The organism is Oribacterium sp. WCC10 (assembly GCF_900113415.1).
In the GTDB taxonomy this organism is placed as follows: domain Bacteria; phylum Bacillota; class Clostridia; order Lachnospirales; family Lachnospiraceae; genus Oribacterium.
This window is the reverse complement of record NZ_FOPH01000012.1, coordinates 93,351-117,400: the sequence shown is the minus strand read 5'-3', so window position 1 is coordinate 117,400 and position 24,050 is coordinate 93,351. Positions and strand designations below refer to the sequence as shown.

Annotated in this window: 22 protein-coding genes, 1 other RNA gene and 2 pseudogenes; 2 read left to right on the top strand and 23 right to left on the bottom strand. The window is 38.2% G+C overall.

Going from position 1 to position 24,050, the window contains the following annotated elements:
- From BM294_RS10020 to BM294_RS09945, 17 genes and pseudogenes are all read right to left on the bottom strand, one after another.
- Nucleotides 1-190: pseudogene (locus tag BM294_RS10020) on the bottom strand (IS256 family transposase); the annotation flags it as partial.
- Between the two features lie 656 nt (nt 191-846).
- Complete coding sequence (locus BM294_RS10015; RefSeq protein WP_139225872.1) at nt 847-1,083, bottom strand: hypothetical protein; 237 nt, start codon at nt 1,081-1,083, stop codon at nt 847-849.
- Between the two features lie 128 nt (nt 1,084-1,211).
- Nucleotides 1,212-2,483 carry an AAA family ATPase gene (locus BM294_RS10010; RefSeq protein ID WP_091207677.1) on the bottom strand — a complete coding sequence of 424 codons (1,272 nt, stop codon included), beginning with the start codon at nt 2,481-2,483 and terminating at the stop codon, nt 1,212-1,214.
- A 157-nt stretch (nt 2,484-2,640) separates the two neighbouring features.
- Nucleotides 2,641-2,964 (bottom strand): hypothetical protein, encoded by a 324-nt coding sequence (locus BM294_RS10005; RefSeq protein ID WP_091207674.1) that lies wholly within the window; start codon nt 2,962-2,964, stop codon nt 2,641-2,643.
- An 8-nt stretch (nt 2,965-2,972) separates the two neighbouring features.
- A complete protein-coding gene (locus BM294_RS10000) occupies nt 2,973-3,503 on the bottom strand; it encodes a YqiA/YcfP family alpha/beta fold hydrolase (protein ID WP_091207671.1) in 531 nt (176 codons plus the stop codon).
- A gap of 57 nt (nt 3,504-3,560) precedes the next feature.
- The gene (locus BM294_RS09995) at nt 3,561-4,685 is read right to left on the bottom strand and encodes a DnaA ATPase domain-containing protein (protein WP_091207669.1); all 1,125 of its coding nucleotides are present in this window, start codon (nt 4,683-4,685) and stop codon (nt 3,561-3,563) included.
- Between the two features lie 18 nt (nt 4,686-4,703).
- On the bottom strand, nt 4,704-5,264 hold the full coding sequence (locus tag BM294_RS09990) for a 3'-5' exonuclease (RefSeq protein ID WP_091207666.1): 561 nt from the start codon (nt 5,262-5,264) through the stop codon (nt 4,704-4,706).
- A 91-nt stretch (nt 5,265-5,355) separates the two neighbouring features.
- A complete protein-coding gene (locus BM294_RS09985) occupies nt 5,356-6,180 on the bottom strand; it encodes a DnaB-like helicase C-terminal domain-containing protein (protein WP_091207663.1) in 825 nt (274 codons plus the stop codon).
- Between the two features lie 107 nt (nt 6,181-6,287).
- A complete protein-coding gene (locus tag BM294_RS09980; protein WP_091207660.1) occupies nt 6,288-7,220 on the bottom strand; it encodes a hypothetical protein in 933 nt (310 codons plus the stop codon).
- Nucleotides 7,221-7,254: 34 nt separating this feature from the next.
- The gene (locus tag BM294_RS09975) at nt 7,255-7,947 is read right to left on the bottom strand and encodes a hypothetical protein (protein WP_091207657.1); all 693 of its coding nucleotides are present in this window, start codon (nt 7,945-7,947) and stop codon (nt 7,255-7,257) included.
- Between the two features lie 16 nt (nt 7,948-7,963).
- Nucleotides 7,964-9,142 carry an MBL fold metallo-hydrolase gene (locus BM294_RS09970; protein ID WP_091207655.1) on the bottom strand — a complete coding sequence of 393 codons (1,179 nt, stop codon included), beginning with the start codon at nt 9,140-9,142 and terminating at the stop codon, nt 7,964-7,966.
- Between the two features lie 35 nt (nt 9,143-9,177).
- Complete coding sequence (locus BM294_RS09965) at nt 9,178-10,296, bottom strand: helix-turn-helix transcriptional regulator (RefSeq protein ID WP_242944503.1); 1,119 nt, start codon at nt 10,294-10,296, stop codon at nt 9,178-9,180.
- Nucleotides 10,289-10,924 (bottom strand): hypothetical protein, encoded by a 636-nt coding sequence (locus tag BM294_RS09960; protein WP_091207651.1) that lies wholly within the window; start codon nt 10,922-10,924, stop codon nt 10,289-10,291. The genes BM294_RS09965 and BM294_RS09960 overlap by 8 nt, the downstream gene beginning before the upstream one ends.
- A 72-nt stretch (nt 10,925-10,996) precedes the next feature.
- Nucleotides 10,997-11,383 (bottom strand): hypothetical protein, encoded by a 387-nt coding sequence (locus tag BM294_RS09955; RefSeq protein WP_139225871.1) that lies wholly within the window; start codon nt 11,381-11,383, stop codon nt 10,997-10,999.
- Between the two features lie 924 nt (nt 11,384-12,307).
- Nucleotides 12,308-12,436, bottom strand: a pseudogene (locus tag BM294_RS16290) (VapE domain-containing protein); the annotation flags it as partial.
- A gap of 204 nt (nt 12,437-12,640) precedes the next feature.
- Nucleotides 12,641-14,182 (bottom strand): glutamine-hydrolyzing GMP synthase, encoded by a 1,542-nt coding sequence (guaA, locus tag BM294_RS09950; protein ID WP_091207647.1) that lies wholly within the window; start codon nt 14,180-14,182, stop codon nt 12,641-12,643.
- Nucleotides 14,183-14,535: 353 nt separating this feature from the next.
- Nucleotides 14,536-15,909 carry an NCS2 family permease gene (locus tag BM294_RS09945; protein ID WP_091207644.1) on the bottom strand — a complete coding sequence of 458 codons (1,374 nt, stop codon included), beginning with the start codon at nt 15,907-15,909 and terminating at the stop codon, nt 14,536-14,538.
- Nucleotides 15,910-16,219: 310 nt separating this feature from the next.
- On the opposite strand from BM294_RS09945, the gene ssrA reads away from it, so the two are divergent.
- Together ssrA and BM294_RS09935 are read left to right on the top strand one after the other, a co-directional pair.
- Nucleotides 16,220-16,565: a transfer-messenger RNA gene (gene ssrA, locus BM294_RS09940) on the top strand.
- A gap of 287 nt (nt 16,566-16,852) precedes the next feature.
- Complete coding sequence (locus BM294_RS09935) at nt 16,853-17,344, top strand: helix-turn-helix domain-containing protein (protein WP_175494628.1); 492 nt, start codon at nt 16,853-16,855, stop codon at nt 17,342-17,344.
- A gap of 51 nt (nt 17,345-17,395) precedes the next feature.
- On the opposite strand, the gene uvrA is transcribed toward BM294_RS09935, so the two are convergent.
- The 6 genes from uvrA to kduI all read right to left on the bottom strand — a co-directional run bounded on the left by uvrA (nt 17,396) and on the right by kduI (nt 23,856).
- Entirely contained in the window at nt 17,396-20,227 is a 2,832-nt protein-coding gene (uvrA, locus tag BM294_RS09930; protein WP_091207640.1) for an excinuclease ABC subunit UvrA, read from the bottom strand.
- 193 nt (nt 20,228-20,420) lie between these two features.
- Entirely contained in the window at nt 20,421-20,924 is a 504-nt protein-coding gene (locus BM294_RS09925; protein ID WP_242944502.1) for a Gx transporter family protein, read from the bottom strand.
- Nucleotides 20,925-21,081: 157 nt separating this feature from the next.
- Complete coding sequence (locus tag BM294_RS09920; RefSeq protein WP_091207636.1) at nt 21,082-21,279, bottom strand: cold-shock protein; 198 nt, start codon at nt 21,277-21,279, stop codon at nt 21,082-21,084.
- 149 nt (nt 21,280-21,428) lie between these two features.
- Nucleotides 21,429-22,367, bottom strand: a complete 939-nt coding sequence (gene hslO / locus BM294_RS09915) for an Hsp33 family molecular chaperone HslO (RefSeq protein WP_091207632.1) — start codon at nt 22,365-22,367, stop codon at nt 21,429-21,431.
- Entirely contained in the window at nt 22,367-22,924 is a 558-nt protein-coding gene (locus BM294_RS09910; protein ID WP_091207629.1) for an SEC-C metal-binding domain-containing protein, read from the bottom strand. Before BM294_RS09910 ends, hslO begins: the two co-directional genes overlap by 1 nt.
- An 86-nt stretch (nt 22,925-23,010) precedes the next feature.
- Nucleotides 23,011-23,856, bottom strand: a complete 846-nt coding sequence (gene kduI / locus BM294_RS09905) for a 5-dehydro-4-deoxy-D-glucuronate isomerase (protein ID WP_091207627.1) — start codon at nt 23,854-23,856, stop codon at nt 23,011-23,013.
- Nucleotides 23,857-24,050: the final 194 nt, after the last annotated feature.

Sequence of the window (24,050 nt, the reverse complement as noted above, 5' to 3'; positions counted from 1 at the left end):
TATTTTTATAATCATACTTAGAATATCCAAGATGGTCGTCCATCTCAGCTTCAAGCATCCCCTGAAGAGTATCGCCTAAAAGGTCTTTGAGCATATCCTGTATGTCCTGAGCATCCTTAGGCTGATAGTGCTCAAGCAGACTTGTGATGAAAGCTTTTCTTTCGGGATCCATTTTTCTTCTACGTGCCATAAAAATATCCTCCTGGATTAATATTAATTCTAACATCAATCCAAGAGGATTATATCCTTCTTTAGGTTTACACAGAATAAATTACAGTCTGATGCCAGAAGGTAAATCAGATAACAAGCCATCAAAACGGCCTAGAAAGTCTTCTCTGTAACTTGTTTGTATTAATTTGTCTCCTGATTATCCGGTTGTCATTTTGAGAGAAAAACTGCCTGAATAGGCAAAGAATATAAATGATAAAAAGCGTGGAATTATTCGGATGAATAATTCCATTTTTTAATTGGTTGTCATTTGGTTGTCACTGAAACCAAAAAGTGGATGAAAACCTTGAAATACCAAGGTTTTCATCCACTTTGAAATTATTCGAGCTCCCTAGATAATCCGTAATCTTAAACAGATTTGTTTAGGGAATTTGATACGATTTGACTTCTTTCAGCTCCAATTGTCCTAAAAGTATAGACTGTATCTGCTAATGTTATCAAATTGTTATCAGGGAAGTGTTATCACTCACCCATATATTTAAGCTTTTTAGCTCTAAAGAAACGGAAGCATCCGCTAAGATGCTTCCAGTGTTGTTAAAGCTTCCACTTAAACGGCAGGAACTCTCCGGTTAAAACACAGTTATAATGTGTTCAAAAGCTATAGCCACCAGGACATAATTATTTAGCACATATCTTGTCAATGTAGATAGATCTCTCAGAAGCAGGAATGTCGAGTACATCCATAGCCTGATCCACCGTCATTTTAAGCTTTATCATCATTTTCTGTATGTCATCAATTCTTGTCTCACGAGCTTTTTCAGTTCGCATATCTTCCATTACTTTACACACGGCTTCCACTCCTTCCTCTGTTTCTTTAAAATATCTCGTTCTGTCTCCTAATTCTTTATTTATCATATCATCGGGATCTGAGCAAGAGAAATCATGCATTTTTATGAATGTGTTAAAGTAGATGCCTTGATAATATTATGAGAGAAGTAAAAACATTAATTCCGGTCAGATATATTTACGCTCATATTCCTTGATTAACTATGACATATTCTTCTGATATCGGAATACACCAACGTTGTCTTTGCTAATAATTCATCTTTTAGCTTTTCGAGCAAATCGCGATTATTTGCAAGTATTCGTTTAGCTTCCATGTAATTCTTCTCCATGAGAATAGCCATGGCCCGGTTTCTGTTTTCAGCTACAAAATCAGGGTTCATATCTTCTATCCAGTTCTGAAATCCATAAATACAATTATTGTCAACAAGACAGCGTGCGTTAGAAAAAGCGTTGTGCAAATCAGAATTTGAACCCATATCTGTTTCGCCATATATCAATTCAGTTGCAGCCCTGCCGCCCAGAGACGATTTCAATATGTTTTCGTTATACTCTAAACTGAAATCTTCTTTCTCATCGGATCGATAATACCTTACAAAACCATAATTCCCATCATTAGTTTCTCTGATAGATATAATACTTACGCTACCGGGATCTAATACTTCCGAGATGACAGCGTGACCAGCCTCATGATAGGCAATCTTTTTTCTGGTATTTTCTGACAATAATGCACTTTTTTCGGGTGCTTCAAAGATTACGTCCAAGCATGCATCTATGATATTATGCATTTCAATGTTATTCTGTCGATTGAAGGCCGCTTTCATAGCTGCACTATTTATGACACTTTCCATCGTCGCACAGGATTCGCCTATAAGCATTCTGGCAATATCAATCTCATCTATTCCGTTTGTCAGTGCTTTTTTTGCAAGATAATGCTTAATGATATCAATGATTTCTTCATATTTTGGTTTCCGAACTCTTATAAGTTTTCCGAGCCTTCCCGGTCGTATCAATGAATCGGGGATTTTCCTAATATTATTTACTGTTGCGATAACAAAGATGTCCATTCCCTTAATTTCATCTATACATGATTGCACAGTAACCAGTTCCTCGGCGTCTATCGCTGATTCGCATTCCGGATCGTACTGATCAGAAAACTTATCCATATCATCAAGCAGTATGACCGATGGGACATTCCTTTTAGCTTCCTCAAAAGTGTCGGTAATAGTTTTTACAAACTTTCCATCTGACGCCTTCTTTCTACATACAAATACCGTTCTGTTCAGTGACTTAATCAGACATTCAGCCATTGTTGTTTTTCCAGTTCCAGGTTTCCCACAGAGGATCATACCTTCGTTAATACCTGCTCCGAGTTTCTCATAAATGTCCGGATTGTTGAGCATATCACTTATAAGTCTTAATTCCCTCTTTATGTCTTCATATCCTACGATCTCATCAAAGTAATCTTTCATTTGATTCATATCCTTTCAGTCTTTCCATTTATTAAGTTCATCACGTCTCTTTACAATCACATAATAGAAAAAGCAATGTGCCTTTTTTAGCACATTGCTCACTTTAAACCATTATTTTTCTTTGACTTTTTTTGACTTATAGCCGTATCTTTTTCTTTTAGTCAAAACCGCATATGTAATGTTCACTACAGTCATAATGTACCTTCGGAACATCTTTAAGTCCAAATAAATTCATGATCTCTGGAATATATTCCTCGGAAATATTTGGATTCATGAAAATGACAGGTTCACCCTTATTGTTAAGCTCAACTCTGCCCCTGGGATAATAATTATAGGGTTTACTACATTTTCTTGGTTTAACATGCCCCCACAGAAGCTTATGATTGTAGTTATTACCGGACTTAACGATACCAACACTTGAACTATCATCATAAGGTACTGCAAGAAGTTCTTCATCTATCAGACAAAATACACCTCGCATAAAACCTTCTATCCTTCCTTCATAAGCGACTCTATTTCTTTAAGTAACAATATCTCGTAGGATTCTCTACGAAGTCGATGTGTGCCAGATACCTCATATATTTTAGCCTTTCCAACCACTCCCTTCGTGATGGAATGATCTATAACTTCATCCGCATTCCCAAGAATAAAGATACCGGTTTCCCAATTCTTCATATATTCCCGGTTCCTGCTCTTGAAATACTTCGCTTCTCTAAAACAATAATCCGGAGTCAGATTTCTCAGACTTATAGAGGGATTTACACACGGATTAGTCGCTATAAATGGCAAATTGTATTTCCCTGATATGATATTTGCGAAGTAGCTACCATAGGAAGTAGCAACTATCATATCCACTCGATATACTCTTGCAGCTGCCAAAAGAAAATCTTCAACGTCAGTAGCGGAACAATTATCATAGTCTATTGAAAAACTGATCACTGTGTATCCCGCATCTTGTAAGATTGAATAATTAGTGTTTTCAGGTGATCCGGCGTAACCATGTATATTAAGGATATTCATATTCTTTCCACTTCTTTTAGTTACTTAAGCTCTTCAGAGCCTTATTTGAATACATTATCATTTTTCTTTATTATTTTTTTCAGAAACGATGGATTTGAGTACATCTTTTGCAGTATCTAGTGAAATCATATATTTTGATAGTTCCGAATAAGCAACTAAGCTTTTAATCGATCCTTCAATCTCGCTAACATTTGAATTACAATTGGAAGCAATATAATCAATGACATCATCCCGTAAAAAAATCCCAGCTTCGCGAGCCTTTGTTCTTATAATGTTTTCTTTCATGTCCTTATCTGGAGCATATATTTCAATAACTAAACCTGAATTGATAAAATTACGTATATGCTCATCCATTTCCTCTATATCTTTAGGAGCCTTATCGGTAGATAATACTATCTGCTTATTCATTCTATCCAGTTCATCAAAAAGATGAGCAAATTCTCCTTCTGAACCCTCCATTCCTGCAAAGAAAGGAATATCATCTAACAACAATACATCAACACTTCTATATTTTTTTCTAAAATTTTGGGAAGAGCCTTGTTTTATGGAAATTATGAATTCATTGATAAAGGATTCTGAGGTACAATAAATAACCTTCTTATTTGGATCTGTCTCACTGATTGCATTACCTATAGCCTGCAAAAGATGTGTTTTTCCATTCCCGTCCGGACCAACAATACATAATGGGTTGAATCTTCTATCTCCTGTTGCGACTTCTTTTGCAGTTAAGTATGCAAACATATTACCGTCACATACTACAAAATTATCAAAGCAATACATTGAATTTATGTTTGTTTTATTATTTACAGCTACGGTTATTTTCTCTAAATAATCATTTGTAATAAAACGTATATCTATGGGGATCTTGTAACGTTTCTCTATAGCATCTTTCAGAATCGATGAAAATTTTTTATCTAAAATTTTGATATATCCTTGTTCCGGTACTAGTACCAATAATTCATTATCAGCTAAGTCGTATATTTTTAAAGGCTTAAGCCATGTATCAAATGAGACACAAAGGAGATTGTGATCTTTTTTGATATCCTTAAGAATCATCTCCCAATCTTGTATTATCTTGTCAACATTCAGTGTTTCTTCTCTTTTACCATTATTATTCACTTCTTGAATCTCTGCGACATTTTCCTTTTCGATATTAACTTGGTTCTCTATCTTAATCCTCATACAATGTTTCTCCTTATATTAATGACAATCCTGCTCACCATCATACATTTTCAATAGTTTAAGAAATACTTGTACCGTGTATTCAGCACAATCAATGGTTCTGTCACTTTCGTACGAAATATTCAGCGCGCTTGCCACTTTATCAAGCCCGTATTTTTCTAATTCGGGTAACAATTCTCTGGACATTGTCAGTGTATCAATATATGAAATATCTACATCTAAATCCAAATCTTTTCCCGCTTGTTTTAAAAAACTCATACTAAATTCAGTATGATGTGATACTAGAACAGATCCCTTACAGAATGCCATGAATTTTCGAATTACTTCTTCACAGGGAGGAGCATCTATTACCATTTCATTGGTAATCGAAGTCAGATTTGTTATTTTTCTTGGAATTACTATCCCTGGATTTACTAAAGTCGAAAAATGGTCAATCCTTTTGCCATTTACAATTTTGATAGCGCTGATATCAATTATCTTATCTTTTTCAGGGTTAAACCCTGTGGTTTCGATATCTAATACCACATAGGATTCATTAATTGTTAGATTATTTAGATCTTCAACTTTACGTAATTTCATAAAGGTTCTCCTTTAAGACTAATCGATTAATTAAGAGATAGCTTCTCATGATACCGTTTATCACTCTATAATCCTTTACTGAAAACGGATTCTATTCTGTATCTGAAGATCTTGTACCTTCATAGTCCTTGAATTCATTTTTTCGGGAATCCCATTCCAAACACACCTTTCCATTTCCTCCGGTTCCTCGTTTTAGAAACATTATTTCAGTCAGATTATGAAATATAGATTCTTTATTGTAATAATCTTCTCTATACATAATCATGACAGTATCTGCTTTTCTACCTATTATTGTTTCCCTGAAATCTGACATCACCGGGTGTTTGTCTTCTCTTGTCTCAGGAGCTCTTGATAATTGTGAAATAACTATTACTGGTTTTTTCATTTCAAAAGCTAAAAGTTTAAGTTTTATGAAAATATACTCAAGTTGTTTTTGTCTACTACTATTTAATTCATGAGGTGCAGATATAAGCTGAAGATAATCCACTATAACCAGGTCAATACCTTTCTTTTCTTTCAACTGAAGGCATATTTTATAAATATCATCAACCAATATCCCTGGAGTATCATTAAGTATAAGTCCTGAATTAGCTAATACCGTGGCATTGCTACATAAATCATCCCAATGGTTATCGTTTATCCTTCCGGCTATAAAGTCTTGTAAATTAATTTCTAATTTACTGGCAATAAGTCTTTTTACGAACATTTCTCTAGACATTTCTAACGAAAAATATATTACTTTCTTTCTTTTGACTAAGGCCATATTTTTTGCCACACATAAAGCAAACGTAGTCTTACCCATACTAGGTCTTCCGCCAACAACTATCAAATTGCCGTTAGGCAATCCTGAAATCATCTTATCGACATCTCGGAATCCAGTTATGTCATCTACGCTTTTCTCTAAATAGTCCTTCATAGCTTGCCCTTTCTGTAAATTCTTTATTCTTTAGTACATAATATAAAAAGCGATGTGCTATTTTTAGCACATCGCCTATAATCTTCCACCAACTGTTCTTTGAAGCATTAATTTTCAAACAACAGATTTAATGTTTTTGCATTATTCCATTCCGTTATTTTGCAGTTGTAGTGTTTCTCTTGTATATATTTCTGGATAATAATATCATGTTCATTATAATAATCTATAGCTGTATCAGTAAGTATAATCATCATCTCAAATTTATTAAGATCTTCAGGATCAGGAACATTCTTTGGAGGATTGTGTAGTTTCAAACCTTTGTAAGCTGAAATAATGTCGTGAGCCTCTTGTTTTCTATTATTTAAATATGGACTGTTCTTTATATAATGATTCATTCCATCTAAATGTTTTGTTAGGCCACTTGTTTCATCTTCGCATGACTTCCATTTGGATTTCACCTCAACAAATACGATAGATTGAGGTTTTCCTTCAGAATATCTGACAGCAAGCATGTCTGGTTCGTTTTCGAGATTATTATTTTTCTGCTTAAATTCCAAGTCATAAACATATAATCCATCCTGAGATTCGGTTAAAGTTTCAAACAATTCTTGTTGAATTCTCTTCTCACGATAGTTCCTGGCACCGAAATACTCTTTTATTGCGTCTACCATTATGTTGTAAGTACTATTAACAAAGTAGTCATCAAAAGAATTCTTAACCACATAGGGATACGACTTCGCATGCTCACTTTTAGTAATAAAGCCAAGTGGTTCTTGCTGCAATTGATCTAATAAATCTTTTCTTTGCACCCCTTTAACATGATTGGCACTAACTTCGATCTTATATCCACGTGCATATCTGGATATTTTCCATACGATATGATTATTATAATAAATGGTAACAGCTTCCGGAGTATTGTTTCCTCTAAATCGCAACTGTAGTCCACTATTTTTTTCTTTTACCTTGGCTAGAAAGGGACTTAAAGCTCCCTTTTCTAAAAATGCTTCACAAAATGGTTTACTTATTCCTCGATTATCCATTATTCTTACCTAAAGTACTTAACAGTATAAACATCTACTTAACTGGTTGTGGTCCATTATATAACTCTATTTTGTACTCAGCGATGTTGCCATTTACTTTATAATCAATAAAAAACACCTTTACATGCTTCGTAATCTCTTTTAAGTACTCTTTCCCTTTTATTCTTTTAAATGTTTTCCACTGATAGCTTTCAGTCTCTGTATCGTGATTATATTTAAACATGGCAATTCCAGGTTCATACTTTCCATCGCAGTCAACAGTATATGTAAGTATCTCAGAGAACATCCTACTTAATGTCTCATTACTATAGTACGGTTTAACTTCAACAGCATAGTGATTATTGAGAATCAGGTCCATGCCACCAACCTTTTCCATTACATTTTTTGTGGGTTTTTCATAATCAGAAACTGTAATTTCACCAACATTTTTCCATTTCAATTTCAGCTTACAATATTCCTCACTACATATTTGAGAATTCTCATCATAGTAATTCATGCAGCGGCATATGCGTTTTTCAGTGAGTGTATCCGTTTCACACTTCCCGCAAAACTCATGCGTATCAATATGTTCCTTTCCTTCTTCCCACTTATTACGCAGCCTTTTCTTTAATATGTAATTCGGATTATCGGATTCAAAAGCTTCTTTACATATTTCTGCAATTTGTTGTAGGTTATCCTCTTCAGCAGTTTTATGGTTAATGTCATCCTTATCTTTAAAACTGAACATTGCAACCCTCCGATTTTCATAATTCTACAATTACGCTATCTTCTATTGGCAAAAGCACCGTGTCATCTGGTATTGTAAGCGCTCTTTCCTCATCATATTTTACAGATGTATGATGAATAATAAGCTTATCCGGTCTAATAATATTTAATACTTTCTCTAAATCCTCTTTTGTAATATGCCCCGAAACATGAATAGTCTCCTGATTTTTTGCAATATCAAGAATCTTCTTAACTCCCGGTAACGTCCTGTAACCGCTCCACATGGAATAGATAAGAATCGTATCATCTGGGTACTCGTCAAAATATTTCTTAACAATCTGGTAGAACTTGTCACCGGTTCTTACAACCATTCCAAATCCGCAGTTTTCCATTTTGTCTTTAAGGTAATCGCTATAGTACAATACCTTATGTGACTTATACTCATACGCCCTCTCTTCATCAGCTATTTCCAGAATTCTCTTCTGATAATCATCGGTGATGACATACTGGCCATAAGGAACCTGTCTTGAGAAAGCTGAAATCCTGTCTATATTTGAGGATGACGTAAACAGAAAGACGTACTTGTACTTCTGCTTTAACTCTTGAAATCTATTCTCGACATCCTTTTCATTCTTATAAATGCCTTTATAGTCATTGGTGAGATTTGTCCCTTCTGTGATCATGAGATCGATATGTCCCATTTCCCTGAAGGTCTTTTCCATTCTTTCAGCATGATAACCGTGCATTCTGTAATCCCCGGTAATGAGGATCCTCTTGCCATGACCTTCAATTAAGAACATTAGAGAATCTATCGCAGAATGATCGGACTCAATCGGCGTGATCTTCAGATCTTTTATGATTACAGGGACACCATATTCAAGATCCCTTGCACTGTCAGCCCAGACCTCCTGACCATGGCATTGCATATGCTGTTGCTGTGCGAGAAGCAGTTTCCTTGCTGTTTTTTGCATATACACAGGTATCCCGGCTTTTATACTCGGTATTTCCCCCACATGGTCACCATGATAGTGTGTCAGGAATATTGCGTCACAATCGACTTCACCTTTTGTTATTCCTTCAATACTCAAAGGATTCTGGTCGCCCTCATCTTCTAGAGGTGAACCAAAATCAAAAAGTATCCTTGCTTCATCTGTGGCGACTTCCGTGCATACTCCGCCGATCTGTCTCATTCCCCTGTGTGGTATTACTTTAATCATCCTTCTACACTCTTTCTCTTACTTTATGCCGGGTTCTAGTCCTTATATTTCTTGTAAACACTTAGTGATGCCTGCTTTATTCGGGATCTCATGCTTTCCGGCTCCAGGACCTCTATATTCTGCCCGAACTGCATCGCCCAATAGAAAAATGCCTCCGGATTGCACTTTAGGTCTACATAGATATCACTGCCCTCACCAAGCTCTACCCGGAATGTTTTACCGAAACTGTCTATAAGTGCATCCATAAGCTTCTCATTGGTCCGTAATCTTATATGCTCACTTTCCCCAGAGTACATATAAACACGCTCCGCAATATACTTCGAAATATCAAGGCCGTTCTCCAGTCCTTTGACTTTTTTCATAGGTTTCCGATTATCATCAAGTATCTCAACATTAGCTATACGATCCAGTCTGTAATGAGATATCCCGTCATGTTCATCGTAGTTACCCAGAAGATAATACTTCCCTTTGTTACTGATCATCTGATATGGGTTAACAACGTACTTGATATCCCGCTTTGGATGCAGCTTAAAGTCGATTCCATATTGGAGATAAGAAAAACTAATCTTTTTGCCTTTTGAAATCGCAGTATCTATCACTGCTATCGAAGTCATGACATTATCATTTTCTGCATTTTTTCCGCTGGACGTACAATGTATATGCGCTACATGGGACTTGAAGTACTTGTTTGAATGCTTTTCAAGCTTCTTTACAAGAGAATGAGCCTCTTTATCGGTTATGGCTCCTGAAGTAAAAATACTGTCTATTAGGATCCTTAGCTCTGCATCCGTATATTCCCTCGTTTTAAGGAAATATCCTTTCTCAGCAGCTATGTCATATCCCATTTCTATGAGAGAAACGATATTGTTTTTTATCGCTCTTCTTTCGCAGTCCATACCATAGTTTGTTTTCAACAGATCTATGATATCCTGCTGTATTAGTCTGTGGTCACTGTCAGAGTATTCCCTCAGAATATCCAGTATAAGCATGTTTAACATCTTCTTTGTTCCGGTACCGTACATATTGCTTTCCTCGGCTTGATAATATTTCGTGGTACGTATTTTCTTTATACCACGATCTAATGTGCGTTTTTTAGCACATTTACCTCTAGGCAATATCGGCTGATTCTTTTTCTTTATAATTCGTCTATTCATGGGAAGTTTCATTTCTCAGGTAGTTCACTGCTCTCTTAATGAAAAGTGGTTTAGTTTTACTCCATTCATTAAATGCTATTTGGATTGTCAAATCATCCAGTATTCCGTTATAAACCCTATCTATATACCCAGTATCCAGCTTTGTTATATTTATTATCGCCTGATTCAGAAAGATTTTAGCGCTATCAAGTGCATAGATATAAAAATCCTTTTTAAAAGCATACCGTCTTATGCGATTATTGACCGACATAAAATCGTCCCAATGCTTTAGTTCATACTCAAGACAATTAACCGCTTCTTTAAGTATATATTCCGCCACAAGCGGCTCCTTTTTGGTGCCGATTCCATATAATACGCATTGTCCCGTCAGATATTCCGTTATTCCATTGTAGGTAAGGTCTGTGCTCTTTAATATTGCGATTGCTGATTCAGGCATATACTCTTTAAGTTTTCCTTCCAAAATGAGCTTTGCAATCTCTGTACGTTTATAATCTACTTTTTCTTCGTTTATGCTACAGACAATGGTCTTTATAGCAAGCATTAATGGGTCTTCACCAGAATACTCCTCTATTTCCGGATTCAGATTAGCATAGGTCTTACGGCAATATTCATCACAGTCAAAAATCATCCCTTCCAGATATAAGCATTCTGACTTATATAAATCCCGATCACATCCAATGCCTTGACTGTAACAATCCGCCTACCATCTAAAACTCTTTGTGTACCCCAATCTGGCAAGCTGATAAAGATAAGGAAAGGCTTCAGGCTTTACTTCTTCTTTATCTACAGCAACGTATTTTTCCATTTGATAAATTAGAGCTTCCAGTATTCCATGCTCCGCACATATCTTATAGCATTCTTCTATTTCGCCTCGATTTGTAAATACACTACTTTCTTCCAGTTTTTTTGCTAATTTGTATGCCATTTGGTATTTTTCATCAAATAAAGCTGAATGCATGGATTCTACACAGATTTCATTAGCTTTCTCATGCATGCTAGTCATTTCAGCTTCAATGCTTAAATACTCCATGTACATATCAAAATTTACTAAATCTATTTCAACTTCAATCTCTTGTTTAATCATCATTTGAATCCTTAACCATCAATATCAAACTAATCGTTCAAATACCTACTCTTGTTTGTTCTTCTCTGATCTATTTATGGAAAATATTGGATATAAACAGAATAGCAAAAGGAATGTGCTATTAAACGCACATCCATAGTGAATAGATTATCTCGTCATGTCCTTTACACTATTGTAAGAGTATATAAAAACCGTGGTCACTTGACTCTGCAGATGACCACGCTATTTTATGTTAGTTTTTAGATTGCGATATCCCGTTTCCTTTCGCTTATGCTCTTAACTTTCGTTTGTTTTCGATCATTATCCGCTATCATCTCCTTCTTGCCGGATTCCAGCTCCGAATCCATGCCAGCGATAGCTTCGGCTATTTCAATCTTCTCAGATTTAAGTATCTCTATCTCTGCCTCGGCAGATTTTTCTCTCGCATGGCCTGTTTATACTCCGGAATGGAACGGCTTCTTTCAATGGTTGCTGGATATAATATCTGTTCCACTCTAGTCGAGATTTATTGATGTTGCTTGCCACAAAATCTCTGTTATTGTGTCGGAGACTTCCTTTGCCTTTTACAAATGATAATGTCTTTGCCACTGTTCCTCACCTCGCTTTCATTGTTGTTTTCTTTCAATGTTTAGGGCCAGCGTTTCTGCCGGGTTCTGTTACTCTTTCCAAGAGTAACGCCTTATTAGTTTTGTCACTTTGTATCAAAACTCAGGCGCTCTCCGAGGGTTGCTTCAGGTCCGGTGGACCTTTACATAGCTCCTGCTAAAGCGGAGCTTAGACCTTCCGGTGGACTCCTGCGGAGGGCTACGATTTCCTTGAGTACTCGGTATTGATCTGATACCTTGATTAGATGATTGCCTCAAAGGAATCGAGTGCATCTTCACCGGAATATTTGAAAGCCCGTTTACACAGCGCGTTTACAAATATTTCTGCCCAAAGCTGGTCGATATATGCTCTCGATTCTTCTTCATCCTCAATGATGTGCTTTTCCATTCTTTCATGATGGACAAGTATGGGAGCGAATCTTCTGTTTCCGGTTCGATCCAGTGGCAGGAAATAGACAAAAGAAAAAGGCCTTGCTATGCTAAATTTTCATTAGCATAACAAGACCTTTTTAAGTCTTATTGGATCAACACATGTAAACCACCTGCAATATTCAATGAATAGTGCAAATTATCACAGTGTTATCATTTTGTTATCAAATCGTTAATTAAAGTCCTTAAACCCCGCATAGATACTGAGGTTTTCAAGATCCTTTAATTACTCGAGCTCTATCGTCCCTGGCGGTTTACTTGTAAGGTCATAGAATACTCTGTTTACTCCCTTAACCTCATTTACGATTCTGTTCATGCACTTCTCAAGTACTTCAAACGGAATGTTTGTTACTTCAGCAGTCATGAAATCATCTGTCTCAACTGCGCGAAGAACAACGGCGTAATCATAAGTTCTGAAGTCGCCCATAACACCTACGGAACGAACATTAGTAAGTGCTGCAAAGTACTGACTGATCTTTCTGTCTAGACCGGCAATTGCAATCTCCTCACGGTATATGGCATCGGCATCCTGAACGATACGTACCTTCTCAGGAGTAACTTCACCGATGATTCTGACACCAAGTCCCGGACCCGGGAATGGCTGACGATACACAAGATACTCAGGAAGCCCAAGTTGTAAACCAACCCTACGAACCTCATCCTTAAAGAGAAGACGTAACGGCTCTATAATTGCCTTAAATTCCACCTTCTCCGGAAGTCCTCCAACATTGTGATGTGATTTAATAACTGCACTCTTTCCGAGACCTGACTCTACAACATCAGGGTAGATAGTTCCCTGGCAAAGGAAGTCTACAGCACCAATCTTCTTTGCTTCACGCTCAAAAACTCTGATGAACTGCTCACCGATGATCTTACGCTTCTTCTCAGGCTCTTCAACTCCCTGAAGCTTCTCAAAATACTCAGGACCTGCATTTACACGGATAAAGTTGAGATCATACTGCCCCTTGTCTCCAAAGATAGCCTCGACCTCATCTCCCTCATTCTTTCGAAGAAGACCGTGATCAACAAATACGCAGGTAAGCTGCTTTCCGATAGCCTTTGCCATAAGAGATGCCGCTACAGAAGAATCAACCCCTCCGCTAAGTGCAAGAAGTACCTTGCCGTCTCCAACAGTCTTGCGAATCTCTTCGATCTTGTCCTGGACAAATGTTTCCATCTTCCAGTCTCCTGTACAGCCGCAGACATTATAAAGGAAATTATGGAATAACTTGCTGCCTTCAACGGAATGCTGTACCTCGGGATGGAACTGAACAGCGTATATCTTACGCTCAGCATCCTCCATACCCGCAACGGGACAGTTGGCTGTATGTGCAATGATTTCAAATCCCTTTGGAACCTCTGCTATGTAATCTGTGTGAGACATCCACATGATTGTGTTATCAGATGTACCTGCAAGAACCGAATCCTGTCTGTCAATGATTACATCAGTACGACCATACTCAGAAACGGGTGCTGTCTTTACTGTACCGCCCAACTCATAAGCGATAAGCTGCGCACCGTAGCAGATACCAAGAATAGGTATACCCATATCGAAAATAGCAGGGTCAATATGCTGGGACTCCTCCTTATATACAGACTGAGGTCCGCCTGTAAAGATAATACCCTTTGGATTTAACTCTTTGATCTTGTCAAGACCGATGGATGAAGCGTAAACTTCGGCATAAACACCGAGATCACGTACTCGTCTTGCAATCAACTGGTTGTACTGACCACCGAAGTCCAGTACCACAACAAGTTCTTTTGCCATTTTTCCTCCAAATCATTAATACAATATGATACTTTAAATCAATTTATAAAAAAAGCGAAAATAAATCAATATGCATATAACATAATTATTTGATTTAATTCCTTGGTTTTCTGCTAAAAGAATAAATAGTCTAATCTAAGACCTGTCAAACACAAACCGATTCTTTACACTTACTCCGTGCATGGCAAATTCATTTAGTATTTACACCATATTATAAATCAAACCCCGAAGCAGTACACTTATGTACTTATCTTCGGGGCCTTGATATTCATGATAATGTCTTAGTAGAAACATTATCACCTAATGTCAGTATAATATCGACATGCTTTATCAAGCATGATCACCCATTTATCTTACTGGAAATTGGTAATGAGAGTAACTATTCTCAGACAGAAAAGAACAAACACTACCCACATGATAGGGCTAACGTCCTTTGACTTACCTTCAAATGTCTTGATGATAACCCAGGCAAGGATTGCGAACATGATACCTGTAGCAATTGAATATGAAAGAGGCATCATAAGCATAGCCATATATGCACCAACTGTATCCGCGATATCGCCGTCAAATGTTATCTTCTTTGCTGATGATACCATAAGCATACCTACATAAAGAAGTGCAGGAGCTGTAGCGAATCCCGGAATAGCAAGGAAAATAGGTGAAAGAAGTATTGAAATAAGGAACATGCAACCTGTAGTAAACGCTGTAAGTCCTGTTCTTCCGCCCGCAGCTACACCTGCAGAAGACTCTACAAATGATGTTACGGTTGATGTACCAAGACAAGCGCCTGCAACTGTTCCGACTGCATCTGCCATAAGAACCTTACCGACACGTGGAAGTTTACCATCCTTATCAAGAAGACCCGCCTTATCAGCTACACCAACTACTGTTCCAACAGTATCGAAAAGGTCTACATAGAGGAATGAGAAAACAATAGCTACAAACTGAACAAAATGAGTTGCTACCCATCCAAAGTTGAACTTAAATGCTGTATTTGCGATTCCACCAAGCTGTAAGCCCTGTGAGAAGTTTGGTAACAGACTGTATACACCTGCATCTATATCAACCTTGTACCATCCTGTCATCTCAGCAACTATACCAAGTATCCATGTAGAAAGAATACCAATCAGTACAGCACCCTTTACATTGTAATTCACAAGAACAATGATGAGAAGGAAACCGATAAGTGCAAGAGCAACTTCAGGCTTTGCAAAGCTTCCAAGTCCAATGCTAACACCACTGTCACCTGCTGTGAAAGTGATGATACTTGCGCCCTGAAGACCAATATATGCTACGAAAAGTCCGATACCGGCTGAAATACCATTTTTAAGATTCTGTGGTATTCCGTTAATCATCTGTTCTCTTGCCTTAAAAATAGAAAGAATGATAAAAATAAGACCTTCAACCAATACTGCTGTAAGTGCTATAGTGAATGGATTTTCTTCACCCTGAAGTTCTCCGAGACATACAGTGTATGCAAAGTATGCATTAAGTCCAAGACCGGCTGAAAGAGCTATAGGATAATTTGCAAAGAATGCCATAATAAATGTTGCCAAAGCTGATGCGATAGCTGTTGCAACAAATACACCGCTCCTATCCATTACTGATCCGAGGATATTAGGATTAACCGCAAGTATATACGCCATGGTCAAAAATGTTGTGATACCTGCGATAACTTCGGTCTTTACATTGGTACCGTGTTCCTTAAGTTTGAAAAACTTTTCCATATAAAAATTAGCCTCCTTGTTTTGAGAGATGGTACTGATATGCATTGGTAGTTTGGCAATTAAAACAATGCATACTCTCTGTTCGAAAACACTATTGATTCTAACACATTGAATTTTAGAAGTCTTATTAAAACGTTCACTTCTTACAACTTTGTAAACTATTTATAAAAGCATATTATATTATAATTAAATATAGGTTATTTTTATCTCTAATATAATTGCACAAAATAATAAACACCCAAAAATATAGTAATTAAACTATGAGTTTATTTACAAAACCTTATCTATCCGTTATTATATCTAGGAATAAGGGCTAGTACCGGTTTCGACGGGGACGATGCAGCTTTAGAAGCTATCCGAAAGACAGTTGCGTTAAACTTCAAACCTAAATATAAACGCTAACGATACAAGTTACGCATACGCAGCCTAAGCGCTGCGTGGTCAGCCTCATTGCACTCACACTTTGAGAACCTGGCCTCATCTATGTGAGAAACGACTTTAGGAGTTCCTCCTCCTAAAGGGCGTATCAGAGGATACCGGTCTTAACAAGACGTACACATCTTAGTTATGATGGGGAATCTTAGAAGTGTACTATGATAGTAGAAGGAGAGGGAATTCGTTTTCGGACACGGGTTCGACTCCCGTCTGGTCCATTTTATAAAAATTGGCGGAACGCCTCAAAGGATGACTAAATCCCTAGAGGTTTCCGCCTTTTTATATTGACCTTGACGATGATATTTTCCGGAAATATATATTTTGTACGCAATATAATCTATGTTTCGAACATGTATACTGTTTCAGTAAATATAGACACGTTTTCTTTAACTTTGTTTATAAATAAAATTATCTTAACTTTAACTAATCGGTATATATGTAAACTAATATAGGAATGTTTAATCTTTACTTTTACTATTACAATTTCCTACATAAAAGGAGATTGACTATGGGAATCATAAAGAGACGAGCTAAACATAAACAAACTTACACAGAAGATCCTATATATAACAACCTCAGTTATAGATTTGATTGGAAAATCGTAGGAAAGAATATTGCAAGACGTCGACTTGAGCTTGGATATACACAGCAGGATCTTTCTGATATCACTGGTATTCCATCTGTTATGATATCGCAGTTTGAGAATAATCTCAGCGGCAAACATCCAAACAACAGTCAGCTGGTTATATTGATGCATGCGCTTAAGATGGATGCCAATGCAATATATAACGGCAATATTGATACTGCTACAATGACTAAAACCGACAGAAACCTGCTTGAACTTATTGATAACATACGTGCAGAAATCTATAAGTCTGAGCTTTATAAGGGTGCTCAGGAAAATGACAGAAGAAATACACCTAAGCCTCTCGGACTAAAACATATCGGTTATAACAGTCCCAAGCGTAACATCGCTGAAGACAATAACAACTATACTTAAAACTATAGGAGGGAGATCACTCCCTCCTATTTTGGTCTTCATATAAATCCGTTACTTCTTCAGATATCTCTTAATATAATAGCCTGTATATGATTCCTTTACCTTTGCCACCTCTTCAGGAGTTCCCTGAGCGATAACCACGCCTCCCTTGTCTCCTCCTTCAGGACCCATATCAATGATATAGTCTGCACACTTGATAACATCCAGGTTATGTTCTATAACGATGACTGTATTACCAGTTTCAGCAAGTTTATCCAGCATCACTACAAGCTTATGTACATCAGCAAAATGAAGTCCTGTAGTTGGCTCGTCCAAAACATAAATCGTCTTTCCTGTCGGGCGACGACTGAGCTCTGTAGCAAGTTTTATACGTTGTGCCTCTCCTCCACTTAACTCTGTACTTGGCTGACCAAGCTTCACATAACCAAGTCCGACATCATAAAGCGTTTGTATCTTACGGGTTATAGTAGGCACGTTTTTGAAGAATTCAAGTGCCTCTTCAACCGTCATCTCCAGTACATCATAAATGTTCTTATCCTTGTACTTTACATCCAGCGTTTCTCTGTTGAACCTCTTCCCGTTACAAACTTCACAGGGCACATATACATCCGGAAGGAAGTTCATCTCTATCTTTACGATTCCATCTCCCTGACAAGCCTCACATCTTCCACCTTTGACATTAAACGAGAAACGTCCTTTACTGTAGCCATGAGCCTTTGCATCGGTTGTTCCCGCGAAAAGGTCGCGAATAAGATCAAACACACCAGTATATGTTGCAGGATTAGATCGCGGAGTTCGCCCGATAGGTGACTGATCTATAGCTATGATTTTATCAAGCTGATCCATCCCTTCTATCTTTTTATGCTTGCCGGCGATGGTTCTTGCCCTGTTTAGCTGTTTAGCCAGAGACTTATACAGTATTTCATTAACAAGCGATGATTTACCCGACCCTGATACTCCGGTCACACAGGTAAATACTCCCAATGGGAACTTCACATCGACATTCTTAAGATTGTTTTCCTCCGCTCCCACTACCTTTATCCATCCGTTAGGCTTACGTCTGGTCTTCGGAACAGCTATCTTCAATTTACCGCTAAGGTACTGACCTGTGATACTTCGAGGATTTTCCATGATTTCATCCACATTACCTGTTGCGACTACTTCACCTCCAAGTGATCCTGCTCCCGGACCTATATCAACGATATAGTCAGCTGCTCTCATAGTATCCTCATCATGTTCTACCACAAGTACCGAATTACCAAGATCCCTGAGACGCTTAAGTGTAGCTATAAGTCTGTCGTTGTCTCTCTGATGAAGACCTATACTAGGTTCATCCAATATATAGGCAACACCTACGAGTCCGGAACCTATCTGTGTAGCAAGTCGTATTCTCTGAGCTTCACCTCCGGACAGTGTTCCTGCAGCACGGGCCAGTGTAAGATAATCAAGTCCTACATCCAGCATAAATTTGATACGGTTTCTTATCTCCTTTACTATCTCATCTCCAATTTTATGCTGCATAGGTGTTAGTTCAAGTGATTCTATCCAGTTATAGAACTTTTCTACTGATAGTGTAGTGGCTTCATAAATATTAAGGTCACCTATAGTCACTGCAAGACTTGAAGGCTTTAATCTTGCCCCATGGCAGCTGACACAAGGTGTAATACGCATAAACTGTTCATATTCAGCCTTCATCTTATCTGAAAAGCATTCTCTGTAACGACGGTTTACATTGGCAAGAAGACCTTCAAACTCTACATGATGAACATTTCCTTTTCCGAACTGTGACTCATAGTATACCGTTACCTTCTGTCCTTTAGTTCCATTGATAATAACATCTCTCGCCTCATCACTAAGCTCATTGAAGGGAGTGTCCAGACTGAAATCATATGCTTCGGAAAGCGACTTAAGCATAGCGTGAGTGTAACTTCCCTCATCCTTTGAGTTCATCCACCCCATAACTGAGATAGCTCCATCATTGATACTAAGAGTTTCATCAGGAATCATGAGTGCAACGTCAAATTCCATCTTATAACCTATTCCTGAGCACTCCGGACATGCACCGAAAGGATTGTTAAACGAAAAGCTTCTCGGCTCTATCTCTTCTATCGAAATGCCACAATCGGGACAGGCAAAGCTGGTTGAAAAATTGACCGGATCGCCACCTATAATGTCAACAGTAAGCTGACCGTCACTGAGCTGCATGACCTGCTCGATAGAATCTGCAAGACGCTTTTCTATACCCTCACGAATAACCAGACGATCTACCACTATCTCGATATTGTGACGTATGTTCTTTTCAAGCTTGATCTCTTCGGAAAGCTCATACATATTCCCATCAATACGTACACGTACATATCCTGAACGTCTGGCACTGTCCAGGACCTTCTCATGCATACCCTTCTTGCCCTTTACTATAGGCGCAAGCAGCTGTATTCGCGTTCCTTCATTCATAAGAAGCAACTGATCTACAATCTCATCAACAGTCTGACGTCGTATCTCCTTACCGCAATTCGGGCAGTGGGGAATACCTGCACGGGCATACAAAAGTCTCATATAGTCATATATCTCAGTAACTGTACCTACAGTCGAACGAGGATTCCTGTTTGTAGACTTCTGATCTATAGATATGGCAGGACTGAGTCCCTCTATCATATCCACCTTGGGCTTTTCCATCTGTCCAAGGAACTGTCTGGCATATGAAGAAAGGGACTGCATGTATCTGCGCTGTCCCTCTGCATAAATAGTATCAAATGCAAGAGATGACTTACCTGATCCCGAAAGACCTGTCATAACAACCAGTTCTTCCCTTGGTATGTCAAGATCAATATGTTTAAGATTATGCTCACTTGCACCTCGAATCTTTATATAATTCTTTCCCATGACGACTCCATATAAACAAGGATAAAATCATAACCACTTATGTAAGAAGTGTGACTACAATCAATAACTAAGATGATAAAAACTGATATAAAAAACTCAGCAAACAAATGTTTGCTGAGTAATTGTAACATGACCATATTTTAAAATCAATAACACGAATGTATGTTTCGATTTTTAATATATAAAAATTTCATTAACCGACACCCCTGAGATACAGCTGTATACGTCTTGTCACAAGTCCCGACACAAATCCTATAACTGTTCCTGCTACAACTCCGGCTACCATAAGAACAGGCAGATAGTAGAAAAGAACATCACTGTGCAACAGCAAAACAGCTGCAATAAGCTGTCCTACATTGTGCATAACTCCGCCGGTGACGCTGACCACAGTCATATGAAATCCGCCGATCTTCATAAGAACCACCATGCATAGAAAGCTAAGCACAAAACCTGCAAATGAGTATGCAAGTGTCATGGTGTTGCCGAACAATATACTGATAAGTATAATTCTCAAAAAGCTGATGATTAACGTCGGTACCGGACCAAGTGAATAAAGTCCGATAACTGTAACTATATTGGGTAGGCCGAGTTTAACTCCCGGAACTCCTATATTGATAGGTATAATTGCTTCTATATAGCTGAGTATCATAGCCAACGCAAGAAGCATGCCATATAAACTTGTTTTCTTTGTTGTCATTTTCATAACCGCTATTATAAGCAACAGTTTGATCTGATGCAATAAAAAAGTAAAAGCGGTATCCAACCGGATACCGCTTTGCTTTTCTGTTTAGTTCTCTATACTCTTCTTGCAAATAATATATTAATTACAATTAAGGTACACGGAAATCTAAAAATTAAAGCTTAATTACGTTTACTGCCTGAGGTCCCTTAGCGCCGTCCTGAACGTTGAACTCTACATTCTGGCCCTCTTCAAGTGACTTGAAACCATCACCTGTAAGACCTGAATAGTGAACGAAAACGTCCTTTCCTGACTCATCAGAAATGAAACCATAACCCTTCTGATTGTTGAACCACTTAACTGTACCCTTCATTGTGTATACCTCCATAAAGTCCCCGCAGAATTATTTCTGCAACATGGTAAATCTTAGCATAAAGCAAAATCAAGGTCAATCAAATGTCATCAGGGTTGTCATACATTTTTTATTGATTTAGTTATAATTAAAATTAATATCCGATAATATTACCTGGCTTCATCATAAAGCTTCTGCAGTTCGGCAGTCGAAAAGCTGTAATGCTTCTCACAGTAATCACAGAATACATCCTGTGGCTTACCTTCATCTATGAGCTGTTCAAGTTCTTTTTTGCCCAAAGATATAAGAGCCTGAGACACCTTATCACGACTACAGTTGCACTTGAACCGAACCGGTATATGGTCATTTATCTCCAGTTCCATATCTCCCAGGATGAACCGCAGCATCTCCTCCGGAGTCATACCCTCGTCAAGCATATGAGTAACAGGCTTAACATTGGAAAGCTTCTGCTCAAGTTTTGAAATAACTTCCTCAGTAGCATCAGGCATAAGCTGAATGATAAATCCACCGGATTGTCTGACAGTATTATTCCTGTTCATAAGAACACCAAGACCGACAGACGAAGGAATCTGCTCAGATACAGCGAAATAATACGTAAGATCCTCTGCTATCTCACCTGTCCGAAGGTCTACAGAGCCGATATAAGGCTCTCTGAGTCCGATATCCTTGATGACACTTAACTTTCCGTGTCCAAGAGCACCGCCAACATTGAGATGACCTGCCTCATTTGGAGGTAAAAGCACATTTGGATTGGATACAAAGCCTTTAACATTACCAAGGTTATCAGCAGTTGCTGTAATTCCCTTTATAGGACCATCACCCTTAACAGTTAATGTGATCACAGATCTTGCGCCCTTTAAATCCACACCCATCATCAGTGCTGAGCTCATAAGCCTTCCGATAGCTGCTGTGCATATAGGAAAAGTATTGTGGGTTTTCCTACACTCTTCAACAAGATCCTTTGTTGTACATGCAAATGCACGTATAAGACCGTTTGCAGCGGTAGCTCTGACCACATAATCATGATAGGTGCCGGCGGAAGTTTCCTTCACACCGGCACCTGTATTTGAACGTATCTTTTCAGCCATTACTGCTGTGCCTCGGCAGCCATTGCCTTGAGCTCATTTTCCTGGTCTATACGCATATGGCACTTCTTGTACTTCTTTCCTGATCCGCATGGGCACTGGTCATTAGGATAAATCTTCTTGCCCTCGCGACGGATAGTTCCTGAAGCCTTCTGCTTACGATAAAGCTCATTGCGCTTATCCTCTGTAAGGATGCTGTTCCACTCAGGAAGTCCATAGAGCCAGCTTGCCTTTGCCTCTACCATGTTGTAGTAAAGCTTCTCAGGATCGATCTCAATCTTAACCTGTGTATTCTCATCCATTGAATCGATAGGGTTGTGATATCCCTTGAGTGACTCATCAATACCATCGAGAACACCTGTAAAGTGGAAAACATCGATATGGAAGTGGTCAGCAAGTTCTTTTACTGTTCCTTCAAACACATGTGACGGATCCTTGAGAACTTCCTCATAGAATCCCTTCTCAAGTGCAAAATACTCTTGCCAAAGCTTCTCCTGATCTGCCTTGGAAAGGCCGTTTCCGTAAGCCTGGGTTCTCCAGGTTTCAAGTAATGTTGCCATAAATTTCTCCTTGCCTCAATAAAAGGCTCTTTCTTAATTATATGTTTATAAGAGCAGCAAAGTGCTCTTATGTCCATGATGTTTGTTTATTTTAAATCAGGCGTATAGATATTGTCCATATCATCAAATTCCTGATTTTCTCCGCCCATAGCCCATATAAATGTGTAGTTATGTGTTGCAGAGGCACAATGTATAGACCATGAAGGTGAAATAACCGCATCATAGTTCTTCATAACGATATGTCTTGTTTCCTGGGGTTCTCCCATAAAATGGAATACAACCTGATCCTCAGGAACCTCAAAGTATGTATATATCTCCATGCGTCTCTCATGAGTGTGACATGGCATGGTATTCCATACTGAACCAGGCTTTAGTTCTGTCATACCCATGCTTAGCTGTGCTGTCTTCAAAACATCAGGGTGTATGAACTGATTGATAACACGCTGATTTGCAAGCTCAGGCTCTCCGCAAGGTCTGTGATTTGCCTCTGCCATGGTTATAAGCTTTGTTTCATAGCTTACATGTGCAGGTGCAGATACCATATAGAACTTTGCAGGCTTCTCTGCATCATCAGAAGCGAAAAATACCTCTTTTGCTCCCATTGTGATATAGAGACAATCCTTATATCCAAGTCTGTACTCTGTTCCGTCAACAGTGATCTTTCCGGATCCTTCACCGATATTGAAGATACCTATCTCACGTCTCTCAAGTACGTAATGAGTACCAAAATTATGCCAGCAATCGATTCCTTTGTCCAGCGGAACCGTCTCATGTACAGGCATACATCCAAATGTAACCATACGGTCAACATGAGAATAAACTGCCACTACTTCATCCGGCTTGTAGAGTCCTGTGATCAGAAACTCATTGCGAAGCTCCTCTGTTGTATATCTCTTGACATCACGCTGATTAGCACTATAACGAATATCCATAAATCCTCCTGGATCTATCAAAACAACCTTATTCATTATACATGAGAATCAATGATTTGCAACATGATGAAACAGGTGACATGAAGTCTGTGAAACCTATATAACTGTCATACAAGAAAACTCAGCCATACATATCTTAAGGCAAATGGCTGAGTTGAAGACATTTTATAAATATGACTATACCAATTGTGAGT

Excerpts from the sequence above, each read along its gene's own strand:
- hslO (WP_091207632.1), bottom strand. The coding sequence starts at position 22,367 with ATGGCTGAAAAGATACGTTCAAATACAGGTGCCGGTGTGAAGGAAACT.
- guaA (WP_091207647.1), bottom strand. The coding sequence starts at position 14,182 with ATGGCAAAAGAACTTGTTGTGGTACTGGACTTCGGTGGTCAGTACAAC.
- BM294_RS09985 (WP_091207663.1), bottom strand. The coding sequence starts at position 6,180 with ATGAAGGACTATTTAGAGAAAAGCGTAGATGACATAACTGGATTCCGA.
- uvrA (WP_091207640.1), bottom strand. The coding sequence starts at position 20,227 with ATGGGAAAGAATTATATAAAGATTCGAGGTGCAAGTGAGCATAATCTT.
- BM294_RS09965 (WP_242944503.1), bottom strand. The coding sequence starts at position 10,296 with ATGAATAGACGAATTATAAAGAAAAAGAATCAGCCGATATTGCCTAGA.
- BM294_RS09995 (WP_091207669.1), bottom strand. The coding sequence starts at position 4,685 with ATGAGGATTAAGATAGAGAACCAAGTTAATATCGAAAAGGAAAATGTC.
- BM294_RS09910 (WP_091207629.1), bottom strand. The coding sequence starts at position 22,924 with ATGGCAACATTACTTGAAACCTGGAGAACCCAGGCTTACGGAAACGGC.
- BM294_RS09935 (WP_175494628.1), top strand. The coding sequence starts at position 16,853 with ATGGGAATCATAAAGAGACGAGCTAAACATAAACAAACTTACACAGAA.
- BM294_RS10015 (WP_139225872.1), bottom strand. The coding sequence starts at position 1,083 with ATGATAAATAAAGAATTAGGAGACAGAACGAGATATTTTAAAGAAACA.
- BM294_RS09955 (WP_139225871.1), bottom strand. The coding sequence starts at position 11,383 with ATGATGATTAAACAAGAGATTGAAGTTGAAATAGATTTAGTAAATTTT.
- BM294_RS09945 (WP_091207644.1), bottom strand. The coding sequence starts at position 15,909 with ATGGAAAAGTTTTTCAAACTTAAGGAACACGGTACCAATGTAAAGACC.
- BM294_RS09960 (WP_091207651.1), bottom strand. The coding sequence starts at position 10,924 with ATGATTTTTGACTGTGATGAATATTGCCGTAAGACCTATGCTAATCTG.
- BM294_RS10005 (WP_091207674.1), bottom strand. The coding sequence starts at position 2,964 with ATGCGAGGTGTATTTTGTCTGATAGATGAAGAACTTCTTGCAGTACCT.
- BM294_RS09990 (WP_091207666.1), bottom strand. The coding sequence starts at position 5,264 with ATGAAATTACGTAAAGTTGAAGATCTAAATAATCTAACAATTAATGAA.
- BM294_RS09980 (WP_091207660.1), bottom strand. The coding sequence starts at position 7,220 with ATGGATAATCGAGGAATAAGTAAACCATTTTGTGAAGCATTTTTAGAA.
- BM294_RS10010 (WP_091207677.1), bottom strand. The coding sequence starts at position 2,483 with ATGAAAGATTACTTTGATGAGATCGTAGGATATGAAGACATAAAGAGG.
- BM294_RS09925 (WP_242944502.1), bottom strand. The coding sequence starts at position 20,924 with ATGACAACAAAGAAAACAAGTTTATATGGCATGCTTCTTGCGTTGGCT.
- kduI (WP_091207627.1), bottom strand. The coding sequence starts at position 23,856 with ATGGATATTCGTTATAGTGCTAATCAGCGTGATGTCAAGAGATATACA.
- BM294_RS09970 (WP_091207655.1), bottom strand. The coding sequence starts at position 9,142 with ATGATTAAAGTAATACCACACAGGGGAATGAGACAGATCGGCGGAGTA.
- BM294_RS09920 (WP_091207636.1), bottom strand. The coding sequence starts at position 21,279 with ATGAAGGGTACAGTTAAGTGGTTCAACAATCAGAAGGGTTATGGTTTC.
- BM294_RS10000 (WP_091207671.1), bottom strand. The coding sequence starts at position 3,503 with ATGAATATCCTTAATATACATGGTTACGCCGGATCACCTGAAAACACT.
- BM294_RS09975 (WP_091207657.1), bottom strand. The coding sequence starts at position 7,947 with ATGTTCAGTTTTAAAGATAAGGATGACATTAACCATAAAACTGCTGAA.